Below are 11227 nucleotides of genomic sequence, written 5' to 3' on the forward strand. Positions count from 1 at the left end.
GGCCGGGCGCCTGAGTGTGCCGTGGGTAGGCATCCGCTGCCCGTACCCTCAAACCATGCCTTCTTATCGCGTCACCATGAGTATCGACTCCCTGCACCCGGGAACCGCGCCAGCCTCGGTCGTGCCCCGTGCGGCAGCAGCAGCGGCCGAATTCACCACGGTGGAGGCCTCCGACCTCACCATCGTCGCCGGCGCGGCCCGGATTATCGTGCGTTTCGCAGCGGATGACTCGGCGGCGGCCCTGCAGATCGGCGCCCACGTGGTGGCGGACCTGCGGATCGTCGCCGAGTTGCGGGCGTCGCTGGTCACGGAGCGCGTCAAGGGTACCTGGGTACCGGTGCGCTAGCTAGACGACCGGGTCCATCGAGCTCAGGTGGCAGGCATCGTTCCACATCTGCAACACGCGAGTCTCGCGTTCCCAGCCGAGCGTGGAAACGGTCGCGGTGCCGAGGCTGAGGCTCTTGCCCGCGATCGCCGGCAGGCCCATCCAGCGCGCGGCCATTACGCGCAGAAAATGGCCATGGGCAAAAATAGCCACGCGGCCCTCGGCGGCCAGGCATTCCTCGATCGCGAGATCGGCGCGTGCACCCACCTCCTCAACGGTCTCACCGCCGAAAATTGGGTTCTCCCACACTGTCCAGCCCGGTATTTCCAAGCGGATGTCGATGGTGCGGCGGCCCTCATAGACCCCATAGTCCCATTCGAGCACGTCGTCGCTCGCCACGCCCTGGCTGGCGTAGCCTGCTCGTTCCATGGTCTCCCAGGCGCGCACGAGCGGGCTGGAATAGACCCGATCAAAGTGTTGGCCGTCGAGCATCTCGCCGAGGGCATCCGCTTGCGCACGGCCAAAATCGGTCAGGGGAACGTCGGTGCGTCCGGTGTGCTGGCCGGAGATGCTCCAGTCGGTTTGTCCGTGGCGAACGAGAACGATATCGTTCTGGGTCATGCGGCTCCCTCGTGTTCGCCGCAGAACGCTGCGGCCCCCCAAGTCTACTTTTCGGTAAGAGAGCGGCGCCTCGCCCGGGGGTGACCATGATCGGCCTGCTACGTTCTTAAGACCAGTGCAGTCGCGCTGAGCCACAATGTTGTAGCAAATTAGGGGATACTTCGTGTCATCTACCAGCGAAAAACGCGCCACCGGACCGGCTGCCGCGTTTATGCGCCCCATCAACTCGCTAGTCGAACGATTCATTCCAAGCGCCCTGGTCTTCGTAATCGTGCTCACCGTGATCGTGGCCATTCTCGCTCTGACGCTGACCAATTCCGGCCTGATCGTTGTCGTGCGCAGCTGGGGTGACGGGCTCGCCGGCCTGCTCTCCTTCATGACGCAGATGGCGCTTGTGCTCTTGCTTGGTCATATTCTGGCCAATACCACCCTGATGCACCGGCTGCTCGTGCGTCTGGGCGGCGTGCCGCGCACGGCGTTGCAGGCCTACGTTTTTGTGTTTACGGTCGCTGCGGTGGCGTGCCTCATTACTTGGGGTCTCGGCCTTGTCGTCGGTGGGTTGCTCGCCAAGGAAGTTGCTTTTCAGCTGCGGGCTAAGGGTGTTCCGGTGCACTTTCCGCTTCTTGTCGCTGCCGGCTACTCCGGCTTCGTGATCTGGCACATGGGCTATTCCGGGTCGGGGCCGCTCACCGCAGCCACGGACGGATCCTTTCTCGCCGAGCACCTCGGCCGCACGATTCCGCTCGGGGACACTACATTCTCCGTGTGGAATATAACGGCCGCCATCAGTACCATCCTGGTGGTGGCGCTCGCCCTGGCCCTTGTCGCCCCCAGACGCAACGCTCCCATCTTCGTGCTCGAGGTCGATGCGCGGGTGAAACAGGTCGCCGAGGAAAAGATCGTGACGCCCGCTGACCGGCTCGATGCCAGCCGCATCCTGACCCTGATCGTTGGGCTCGCGCTCGTGGCCTATTTGGTCATCCACTTCGTGGAGGGGGGAACCCTCACCCTCGACATCGTCAACTGGTCGTTTCTTGCGCTGATATTTCTGCTCGTGCGGAATCCGTTTGAGCTGATTCGGCTCACCAAAGATGCCGCCTCCAATGTCGGCGATATTTTGCTGCAGTTTCCGCTCTACGCAGGCATCCTCGGCATGATGGTCGGATCCGGGTTGATCGAAGTGTTCTCCGACTTCTTCGTCAACGTGTCGACTCCGGCGACCTTCGGCGTAATGGCCCTGCTCGCGGCCGGACTGGTGAACTTTTTCGTACCCTCCGGCGGCGGCCAGTTCGCGGTGCAGGGTCCCATCATGCTCGACGCCGCCGATCGCCTCGGCGTCGACCCCTCGGTTGCCATCATGGCTGTTTCTTATGGTGACCAATGGACCAATATGATCCAGCCATTCTGGGCGCTGCCCCTACTGGCGATCGCCGGGCTGAAGATGCGCGACATTCTGGGCTACACCACGATCACATTTCTGGCTGCCGGTCTCGTTTTCATCGCCACCATGTTCATCGTCGGAGCGGGCTAGCCGAGACTGGATGCCGCCTGCGTATATTGCACGTGACGATGGAAGTTCATTTTCAACCGCGGAGAGAGTCGTAGGCTTGATGCCTAGCCATCAAGTCTGAGACGGGTGCCATGAGGGTCATTAGCTACAACCTCCGCAAGAATCGTGCCAGCGGCGAACTTGTCGCATTGGCCGAACGTTACAGTCCGAACATTCTGTGCCTGCAAGAGTGCAACACGATCGACCTGCCGGCCGAGGTCGGCAATCTGCACCTGGCCGACTCGACCCGCCGCAACCGACTCGGCCTGGCCATCTACTACAACAGGGACCGCTTCACGGCGGTCAAGACGCAGGCCTTTGCGCTCAAAAAGTCGCTGCACGATCACCTCGCGGCGCCAGCGCACGAGCGGCTGATCGCCACCCGACTGATCGATAATGTCGCGCAGCGTGAGCTGGTCGTAGCATCCTTCCACGCAGCGCCGCTGACCGCCCTCAACTCCCTACGCCGCAAGCAGATTCGCACGGCCCACGAAGAACTGAGCATTCTTGGCCCCGGTCTGCCGACCCTGATGGTCGGGGACTATAACTATCCGATTTTTCAGGGCAAACTCGGCCACAAGGTGAACCAATCCGGTTACGATCTCACCCTCAGTGACACGCGCACCTACACTCGTTATAAGTTCTTTCGCGGACACTTCGATCTGGCAACCTCGATGGGCGTGGCAATCATCAATGTCGAGACCCTGCCGCAGGGCACCTCCGATCACATGCCCATTCTGGTGACGGCGACCTATCTCGATGAGCCGATCATGCAGACGCATGCCGCGCATCACGTTGCCGACCCCGCCGCCTTCCCGTCGTTTGAGGACGCCGACTTCAGCATCTAGCCCCCAACGGGCCCCGGTCGTTCGTCGACTAGCGTTGAACTAACGCCCGACGAAAGGACAGTGGATGCCCCACACGAGCTCGACCACCGACAACGTTTTGCAGGGACGCACCTTCGACGCGGTGCTCTTCGACATGGATGGCACCCTGATCGACTCGACGCCAGCTGTCAACCGCGCCTGGGCCACCTGGGCCAGCGAATGGGGCGTGGCAAAAAACGACACCGCTCACGGCCGTCCGGCGCGCGACATTATCGAGGAACTCGTGCCGGCCGACCGGGTCGACGAGGCGATCGCGCGCGTTCTGACCCTGGAAATCCAGGACACCAACGACATCACCGTGCTTCCAGGGGCGGCGGCGCTGATGCTGAGCCTGCCGGAAGCTCGGCGCGCGATCGTCACGTCCTGCGCGCGGCCGCTGGCCGTGGCTCGGCTGGCGGCATCCGCTTTTCCGGCACCAGAGGTGATCGTGACAATCGACGACACGCCCCTCGGCAAGCCCAATCCCGAGCCGTTTCTGACGGGCGCGGCGCGGCTGGGGTTCGACCCGCTTCGCTGCCTGGTGATTGAGGATGCGCCGGCGGGACTCCAGGCCGGTCGCTCGGCCGGCTGCACCACGATCGGCGTCGTGGGAACGTATCCCGCGGCCGGGCTGGATGCCGATTTGATCGTTCCCGGGCTCGATCACCTGCGCATTGAGGTCACCGAGGCGGGCCTCGTTGTTCATGTTGGGCCGCCCGAAAACTAAAGAACGGTCACCGCTGCCGCCCAAATGAACGTAACGTTGATAGGCGGTATGCGCGTTCGGCTTTTCCGGACTGCGCTAACCTTCGCAACGAAAGGTTTTGGCACTTGGACGACGAATGCATCCACGGACTCGAGGGCCAGTTATGCGCCCTCTGCTTTCCCAAAGCCATCACGGAGCCCGCTGTTCCTGTTAAGCGTGTGCGCGCCGTGAAGCTGTCGTCACTGCGCGACCCTCGGCCAGAGGTCGTCGCCCCGACGACTCGGAGCGCGCCGGCCACGCGCCCTCCCGCCGCCCGGTCCGTGCGTGCTGTGCCCGCCGTCACGGTCTCCACGGACAACGTGGACGAGCAGCGTGTCTACCACCTCACCCACATCAGCAACCTCGCCGCGATTTTGCAGGACGGGAGCCTGCTGGCCAACGAGGCTCTCACCACGCGCCCGGCTGTGGATATCTCGGCTCCCGCGACGCGGGAATCCCGCCGGGAAGCCCGCGTCGCCGGCGACGGCCGCAGCATCGCCGCCTACGTGCCGTTCTTTCTCTCGCCGAACGCGACCGTCTGGGAGAGTGTGCGTGCCGAGGCTGCCGATGCGCGCCTGGCTCTCGACGAGCATGGTTCAGAAGCCTTTGATTTCATCATGCTCGTCAGCACGGTCAAGAAGATCAACGCGGGAATCGCGGCCCTCGCTGCGTCGCCGGCGGCGGATGCTGATGTTCCCGACGACGAGACCCCTCGCGTCATTCCCGTGGTCGCCGTCACCAACGGTGACGCCTCGAACGCGCTGACCCGGTTCGGCGCCACGCCGGCGACGGCTGAACGCATGCTGCAGACCCTGCGAGCCGAAGCAGACGGCGAGATGATTCTCGAAGCCGAACTGCTCGTGCCCGATGCCGTGCCGATGGAGCTCATTACGCTCATCGGCGTCTGCAATGACAACGTGCGTGAGACCGTGCGAGGCATCTTGAAGGCCAGCTCGTTCAAGCCCAAGGTTGCGGTCTACCCGCCGTGGTTCCACAGCTCCGCTGACGCGCAGTAGCGAAAATCCGCCCGTCGCGACCTTCCACGAATGGTGTGACCGGTCTTCGCGACCCGGCCATGCGGCGGGCGGTTGCGCGAGACGACCCCGAGAGCGAGGTGCTCGCCGGCGGGCGGCTGCACCCGGATGGAGTCGCCGGGAGTCACCTCACCGCCGACGGTGACGACACCCATAATGCCACCGCGGCGCTCGACGCTGCCGGCGGCATTCGTTCTGATGAGCTGCTTCATCAGGCTTTTTTGGTAGCTACTAATGAACGAGCACGGGCTGCGCATGCCGGTGATGGTGACCACGGCCATCTCTCCAACGTGCAGCAGAGTACCGAGCGGTAGGGTCATCAGGTCGATTCCGCTGGTCGTCGCGGCTGACCGAAACGACCGTTCCGGGGCTCCGCTCGAGTGTCATGCAGACGATTCTGCCACACACGCACTCACGTTCGAATTCCCGACCACATCCTAATTAGCGGATGCGTCAGCGTGTTTATGCAAACCGGTTGACGTGGCGTCGGCGTCGGCCTACATTTCTTCAGAGGAAGGGTTGCCGATGACCAATATTGCCCCGAGTAATTCCGACGGGTCCGCCAATGAGACAGACTCCGGCGAGCGATCGATTGAACACATAGCCCGTCCCTATCGGGCGCTGGAACGTGACCTGGAACGCGCGATCCTCGACCGCAAAGAAGCCAACCTGCGCGTGAGCGCCTCGGTCGCCGCGATGCGGGACGGCGGCTGTACCTGGGCGGAGATCGCGCGCATCCTCGGCACAGCCCCGCAGACCGTGCACAAGAAGTACAGCACACCGCGCGCCCCGCGGCAGGCGAAAGCACCGAAGGACGCGTGAGTCCGAGGGGTAGCAATTCGGGTCTGCGATCCGCGGCAGGTGGTGGCATTCTGGCCCGGAAATCGACTCCGGTGATATGGTCGCGTCGCAATTACCCACACTTGAGAGGACACCATGCAAGCCTCGGAAACACTCAGCAAAAACTTACAATCTATTCTGGTCGACCTGATCGAGTTGCACGTGCAGGGCAAACAGGCGCACTGGAGCGTCGTCGGCAAGAACTTTCGCGACCTGCACCTGCAACTCGACGAGATCATCCTGGATGCCCGCGAATTCTCCGATGAAGTTGCCGAGCGGATGCGCGCCCTCGACGCCATGCCAGATGGCCGCAGCGAGACGGTCACCGCAACCACCAACCTGCCGAAGTTTCCCGATGGCGAAGTCGACACGACCGAGACGGTGACGCTCATCACCGAACGGCTCGACGCTACCGTCGACAACATGCGCAAGGTGCACGATGAGATCGATGAGGAAGACCCAACGAGCGCCGACCTCTTGCACGCGTTCATCGAGAAGCTCGAGCAGTATTCCTGGATGGTCAGCGCTGAGAACCGCAAACCGCGTAAGCGCCGCACGGCCACGTCCACGGCCTCTTGACCCACGCCGTTCACGAGGGCGCTTCATGAGTTGAGAGGGGTGTCATGACGCTTGCATCGAACCTGCACACGGCTGGTCACCCAACGCGGCCAGAGCAGACCTGGGGAGTGTTCGCAGCCGAGATGCCCGGCGCGCTTCTCACGGCCACCCGGTTCGGCGACCGGTGGCGGCTCGATGGCAGCAAGCCGTGGTGTCCGCTGGCCGACCTGCAACTATATGTGCGCCAATACCACGCCGAACGCGATGATGCTGCGTTGGGTCAGATGCTCGTCACGAGGGGGAATACACCATGGTGAATTTCGATCATTCCGACAGCGGGACGCCGGAGAAAATCTGGGAGGCAGCCAACTGGCCGGATCACTTTGGCCAGCTAAACCTGGCCGGCCTCGAGCGCCTCGTCGTCATCGCAGCGCACCCCGACGACGAAAGCCTCGGGGTCGGTGGATTGATCGCTCACGTTGCGCAGCTTCCCCTGCCGATCGTTGTTATTGTGCTCAGCAACGGTGAGGCGTCGCATCCGCAATCACCGACTCATGACGCAGCCCGGCTCGCACAGATCCGCCGCATCGAGGTGACGGATGCCCTCGCCCACCTGGCTCCCAACGCCCAGGTACACCTGCTTGAACTGCCCGATGGCCAATTGTCCGAGCACGTGGACATCGCCGAGGCTGCGATCGCGGAGGCGATTGGTGCTGCTGGCGACTCCACCTGGATCATGGCGCCGTGGCGGGCCGATGGGCATCCGGATCATGCCGCGGCCAGTGCGGCCGCAGAGCGTGCGGCGCGTCACGGTCGTGCGCGTCTGTTTGAATACCCGATCTGGGCCTGGCATTGGTCGACCCCGGATGCCGCGGTGTGGTCCGGCGAGACCGTGCGGGTGTTTCCCCTGATTGCGGCGGAACGTAAATCTAAAGCTCGCGCCCTGGCATTGCAGCGCAGCCAGGTCGGGCCCCTGTCGGATTCTCCCGGTGATGAAGCGATTCTGTCGGCCGGCTTTCGAGCGCACTTCGCTCGGGACTTCGAAACGCTTCTGGAGAAAAAGCTGCCCGTCGCGACCGAATCTTTAACCGAGCGTCCTCGTGCGCCGAAGCCGGCGCGCGGCGTCACTCCGGCCAAGGCCGACTCGAATCAGAGCCTCACGGCCCCGTTTTTTGATGACCTCTATGCCTCGGGATCCGACCCGTGGGGCTTTGAATCCCGCTGGTACGAGAAGCGCAAACGAGCGGCACTGATTGCGGCTCTGCCCCGGCAACGGTTCGGCACAGCGCTCGAACTGGGCTGCTCAACCGGCGTGCTCACCGCCGAACTGGCCGACCGCTGCGATTCCCTGCTGGGAATCGATGTGGTCGAAAAGCCTCTCGGCATTGCGCGAGAACGACTGGCAGGGCGCTCCAATGTGAGGTTTGAATGTAGAACGCTGCCGGGGGATTGGCCGGACGGGGAGTTCGGGCTGATCGTGCTGTCGGAAATGGGGTACTACTGCTCGGAAACCGACTTGCGCAGCCTGCTCGAACGGTGCCGGGCCAGTCTCGCGCCCGGTGGCGTGCTCGTGGCTTGTCACTGGCGGCATCCGGTGGCCGAATACCCGCTCACCGGTGACGCCGTTCACGCCCAGCTCACCCACGTGGTCGGGCTGCAGCGCACGGTGCATCATCTGGAACGTGATTTCGTGCTGGAGGTCTACGAGCCCCGCCCTGCCCTGTCGGTGGCCCAACGAGACGGCTTGGTCCCGTGACGGGTCCCGTGCCTATCGACGCCGAGCCTATCAACGCCGTGGCGATCGTCGTTCCCGTGCTCCTTGTTCTCGATCACCGCACCGACCTGTCGGCACGCGTGGCCACACAGTGGAGAGACTTCATTCGCCACGAGATCGAGGCTGAAGCGGTGGGGGTGGCTCGCCGTGAGGGGGTTCGGCAGGCGCTGGATCGAGTGCAGCGCGATCAGCGCCGGGAGGATTCGCCGGCTACCTGCGCGATCACGTCGACGCCGAACGCAACGAAGCCGAAATGGGCGGCGCATCTGGCGTAGCAACACAAAATAATGGGATCATGGTCAGATGACTTATCTTGCTAACGACTCTCGATACGAGTCCATGCCCTACCGTCGCGCCGGGCGCAGCGGCCTCAAACTTCCGGCCATCTCCCTCGGGCTGTGGCAGAACTTCGGCGATGACAAACCACTCGCAACGCAGCGGGCCATTCTGCGCCGCGCCTTCGACCTCGGCATCACCCATTTCGACCTCGCTAACAACTACGGCCCCCCCTACGGCTCGGCCGAAACGAACTTCGGCCAGTTATTTCGCGAGGACTTCGCGGCGCACCGCGACGAGGTTGTGCTCTCGACCAAGGCCGGTTACGACATGTGGCCGGGCCCCTACGGCAACTTCGGCAGCCGCAAATACCTGCTGTCGAGCCTGGACCAGTCACTTAGCCGCATGGGAGTCGACTACGTCGACATCTTCTACTCCCACCGCGCCGATCCAGACACCCCGCTCGAAGAGACCATGGGCGCGCTGCACACCGCCGTCACGAGCGGCCGCGCCCTCTACGCCGGCATCTCGTCCTACTCGCCGGAGCGCACCCGACAGGCCGCGACGATTCTGGCCGACCTCGGTACGCCGCTGCTGATTCACCAGCCCTCCTATTCCATGTTCAACCGGTGGGTCGAGGACGACCTGCTTGACACCCTCGACGACATCGGAGCCGGCTGCATCGCGTTCTCGCCGCTGGCCCAGGGTCTGCTCACCGACCGCTACCTCGGGGGTATCCCGGCGGACTCGCGCGTGGCGCGGGAGGGTTCGGCGAAAAAGTCCATGGTGAGCACCGAGGCGCTGGGGCACATTCGGGCGTTGACCGAGATCGCCTCCGAGCGCGGTCAGTCGCTCGCTCAGATGGCCTTGGCCTGGGTTCTGCGCAGCTCCGAAGTGACGAGTGCGCTCATCGGAGCATCGTCGGTAGCCCAGCTCGAAACCAACGTGGGGGCACTGCAGAACCTCGAGTTCAGTGCAGAGGAGCTGACCGCCATCGACGTGCACGCCGTCGACAACGGCATCAACCTCTGGGCGGCGTCCAGCAACGTCTAGCCCTGCCGAGCCAGCGTGAGCAGATGCTGGCTCGCTAGCGCATAACTCCTGCAGAAAATCCTGGTCGGCCCCAAACAGCCGGTTTGGAGCAGTTCGCCCGCAAATTGCAGGAGTTATGCGCCGGACCGCGGTCAGGGCTCGAGCAGCCCACGAATGTCGTCCGCGGTCAGCGCGGTGCTGAACATGGCGTCGTCGTCGAGCACCGCGGTGAATAACTGGGCCTTCTGCGCTTTGAGGGCCATCACTTTCTCCTCGATGGTGCCGGTGGCGACGAGCCGGTAGACCATGACATTGCGGGTCTGGCCGATGCGGTGGGTGCGGTCGATGGCCTGCGCCTCCGTTTGCGGATTCCACCATGGGTCGAGCAGAAAAACGTAGTCGGCTTCGGTCAAGTTGAGGCCGAATCCGCCGGCCTTGAGACTGATCAAAAACACCGGGGCCACGCCGCTCTTGAACCGGTCGATCACCTCGCTGCGCCGCAGCGTCGACCCGTCGAGATAGCAATACGGAACACCCAGCGCATCGAGCCGGGCAGCGACGAGCTTCAAAAACGAGGTGAACTGGCTGAAAACCAGGGCCTTGTGCCCCTCGGAGATGACGTCGTCGAGCCGCTCGAACAGGGCGTCGAGCTTGCTCGAGCGCACGCCGGCATACTTCTTATCGACGAGTGAGGCGTCAAGGCTCAGCAGCCGCAGCAGGGTGAGCGAGCGAAAAATGATGAACCGGTTCTTGTCGAGCTCCTCGATCAGCCCGTACAGTTTCTGCCGTTCCCGCTGCAGAAAAGTGTCATAGAGCTTCTGGTGTGCCGGGTTCAGGGCGATCTGTAGCTCCTGCTCCTGCTTGGGCGGCAGATCGCGAGCAACGACGTCCTTGGTGCGGCGCAAAATCAGCGGGCGGATGCGTCGGCGCAGCTTCGCGAGTCGCTCCGGGCTCTCGCCCCGGGTCACCGGCCGCACATAGTCCTCGGTGAATTTGCGTGATGATGCGAACAGGCCGGGCGCCACGATGCTGAACAGCGACCACAGGTCCATCAGGTTGTTCTCGATCGGAGTGCCGGTGATGGCCAGTTTGAAGGGTGTGTTCAGCTCCTTGGCGCAGGCATAGGCGCGGCTGGTGCGGTTCTTCACAAATTGCGCCTCGTCGAGAATGAGGCCGGCCCAGGTCACCGCCTGGTACGCGTCGAAATCGAGACGGAACAGCGCGTAGGAGGTGACGAGCACGTCAACGTCGGTGGCGGCATCCGCTATCAGTCGGCCGCTTTTCGCCTCGGTGGCGGTGAGTGTGCGCACCCGCAGCCCGGGCGTGAAGTGGGTTGCCTCGTTGAGCCAGTTGGCCACAACGGATGTCGGCGCCACCACCAGAAACGGCGCCGTGGTGTGCGCGTGCACCAGCAGCGCGAGGGTTTGCAGGGTCTTGCCCAGCCCCATGTCGTCGGCGAGCACCCCGCCGAGCTGATGCTTCCAGAGGAACGCGAGCCAGGCGAACCCCTCCTGTTGGTAGGGTGTTGTCCGTCGCGTTATTTGACGATGGCGGCGTCATCGTCGGTGACGATGCCTGGATCTGAAAAAGCCCCGCCGGCGAATCCG

Annotated in this window: 13 protein-coding genes and 1 pseudogene; 11 read left to right on the forward strand and 3 right to left on the reverse strand. The window is 63.6% G+C overall.

Going from position 1 to position 11227, the window contains the following annotated elements; translation table 11 throughout:
- The first annotated feature begins 55 nt into the window (after window positions 1-55).
- Window positions 56-346: a hypothetical protein gene (locus tag CXY75_RS06435; RefSeq protein WP_104082001.1), complete on the forward strand. Its 291-nt coding sequence runs from the start codon at window positions 56-58 to the stop codon at window positions 344-346.
- Here the strand turns inward: CXY75_RS06435 and CXY75_RS06440 are convergent, their stop codons facing one another.
- On the reverse strand, window positions 347-946 hold the full coding sequence (locus CXY75_RS06440; protein WP_104082002.1) for a histidine phosphatase family protein: 600 nt from the start codon (window positions 944-946) through the stop codon (window positions 347-349).
- A 211-nt stretch (window positions 947-1157) separates the two neighbouring features.
- Between CXY75_RS06440 and CXY75_RS06445 the strand changes: the two genes are divergently transcribed.
- From CXY75_RS06445 to CXY75_RS06460, 4 genes are all read left to right on the forward strand, one after another.
- Window positions 1158-2477 (forward strand): short-chain fatty acid transporter, encoded by a 1320-nt coding sequence (locus CXY75_RS06445; RefSeq protein WP_104082003.1) that lies wholly within the window; start codon window positions 1158-1160, stop codon window positions 2475-2477.
- Window positions 2478-2587: 110 nt separating this feature from the next.
- On the forward strand, window positions 2588-3343 hold the full coding sequence (locus CXY75_RS06450; protein ID WP_104082004.1) for an endonuclease/exonuclease/phosphatase family protein: 756 nt from the start codon (window positions 2588-2590) through the stop codon (window positions 3341-3343).
- A gap of 64 nt (window positions 3344-3407) precedes the next feature.
- Window positions 3408-4088, forward strand: a complete 681-nt coding sequence (locus CXY75_RS06455; protein WP_104082005.1) for an HAD-IA family hydrolase — start codon at window positions 3408-3410, stop codon at window positions 4086-4088.
- 104 nt (window positions 4089-4192) lie between these two features.
- A complete protein-coding gene (locus CXY75_RS06460; RefSeq protein ID WP_104082006.1) occupies window positions 4193-5122 on the forward strand; it encodes a DarT ssDNA thymidine ADP-ribosyltransferase family protein in 930 nt (309 codons plus the stop codon).
- Here the strand turns inward: CXY75_RS06460 and CXY75_RS06465 are convergent.
- Window positions 5083-5460, reverse strand: a complete 378-nt coding sequence (locus tag CXY75_RS06465; protein WP_104082007.1) for a hypothetical protein — start codon at window positions 5458-5460, stop codon at window positions 5083-5085. The genes CXY75_RS06460 and CXY75_RS06465 overlap by 40 nt on opposite strands.
- Window positions 5461-5665: 205 nt before the next feature.
- Between CXY75_RS06465 and CXY75_RS06470 the strand changes: the two genes are divergently transcribed.
- From CXY75_RS06470 to mgrA, 6 genes are all read left to right on the forward strand, one after another.
- Window positions 5666-5962: a hypothetical protein gene (locus CXY75_RS06470; protein ID WP_104082008.1), complete on the forward strand. Its 297-nt coding sequence runs from the start codon at window positions 5666-5668 to the stop codon at window positions 5960-5962.
- 114 nt (window positions 5963-6076) lie between these two features.
- The gene (locus CXY75_RS06475; RefSeq protein WP_104082009.1) at window positions 6077-6559 is read left to right on the forward strand and encodes a Dps family protein; all 483 of its coding nucleotides are present in this window, start codon (window positions 6077-6079) and stop codon (window positions 6557-6559) included.
- A 44-nt stretch (window positions 6560-6603) separates the two neighbouring features.
- On the forward strand, window positions 6604-6855 hold the full coding sequence (locus CXY75_RS06480) for a hypothetical protein (protein WP_104082010.1): 252 nt from the start codon (window positions 6604-6606) through the stop codon (window positions 6853-6855).
- A complete protein-coding gene (locus CXY75_RS06485; protein WP_104082011.1) occupies window positions 6849-8294 on the forward strand; it encodes a bifunctional PIG-L family deacetylase/class I SAM-dependent methyltransferase in 1446 nt (481 codons plus the stop codon). The genes CXY75_RS06480 and CXY75_RS06485 overlap by 7 nt, the downstream gene beginning before the upstream one ends.
- Before the next feature lie 8 nt (window positions 8295-8302).
- Window positions 8303-8587, forward strand: a complete 285-nt coding sequence (locus CXY75_RS06490) for a hypothetical protein (protein ID WP_146069387.1) — start codon at window positions 8303-8305, stop codon at window positions 8585-8587.
- 28 nt (window positions 8588-8615) lie between these two features.
- Window positions 8616-9641 (forward strand): L-glyceraldehyde 3-phosphate reductase, encoded by a 1026-nt coding sequence (mgrA, locus tag CXY75_RS06495; protein ID WP_104082013.1) that lies wholly within the window; start codon window positions 8616-8618, stop codon window positions 9639-9641.
- A gap of 131 nt (window positions 9642-9772) precedes the next feature.
- Here mgrA and CXY75_RS06500 read toward each other — a convergent pair.
- Window positions 9773-11143: pseudogene (locus CXY75_RS06500) on the reverse strand (DEAD/DEAH box helicase); the annotation flags it as partial.
- Window positions 11144-11227 lie beyond the last annotated feature (84 nt).

This window comes from Cryobacterium sp. Y11, assembly GCF_002929535.1.
GTDB lineage: Bacteria > Actinomycetota > Actinomycetes > Actinomycetales > Microbacteriaceae > Cryobacterium.

Bases quoted from the DNA above. Each gene is read 5' to 3' on its own strand.
- CXY75_RS06450 (WP_104082004.1), top strand. From the start codon at position 2,588: ATGAGGGTCATTAGCTACAACCTCCGCAAGAATCGTGCCAGCGGCGAA.
- CXY75_RS06465 (WP_104082007.1), bottom strand. From the start codon at position 5,460: ATGACCCTACCGCTCGGTACTCTGCTGCACGTTGGAGAGATGGCCGTG.
- CXY75_RS06435 (WP_104082001.1), top strand. From the start codon at position 56: ATGCCTTCTTATCGCGTCACCATGAGTATCGACTCCCTGCACCCGGGA.
- CXY75_RS06480 (WP_104082010.1), top strand. From the start codon at position 6,604: ATGACGCTTGCATCGAACCTGCACACGGCTGGTCACCCAACGCGGCCA.
- CXY75_RS06475 (WP_104082009.1), top strand. From the start codon at position 6,077: ATGCAAGCCTCGGAAACACTCAGCAAAAACTTACAATCTATTCTGGTC.
- mgrA (WP_104082013.1), top strand. From the start codon at position 8,616: ATGACTTATCTTGCTAACGACTCTCGATACGAGTCCATGCCCTACCGT.
- CXY75_RS06445 (WP_104082003.1), top strand. From the start codon at position 1,158: ATGCGCCCCATCAACTCGCTAGTCGAACGATTCATTCCAAGCGCCCTG.
- CXY75_RS06455 (WP_104082005.1), top strand. From the start codon at position 3,408: ATGCCCCACACGAGCTCGACCACCGACAACGTTTTGCAGGGACGCACC.
- CXY75_RS06470 (WP_104082008.1), top strand. From the start codon at position 5,666: ATGACCAATATTGCCCCGAGTAATTCCGACGGGTCCGCCAATGAGACA.
- CXY75_RS06485 (WP_104082011.1), top strand. From the start codon at position 6,849: ATGGTGAATTTCGATCATTCCGACAGCGGGACGCCGGAGAAAATCTGG.
- CXY75_RS06440 (WP_104082002.1), bottom strand. From the start codon at position 946: ATGACCCAGAACGATATCGTTCTCGTTCGCCACGGACAAACCGACTGG.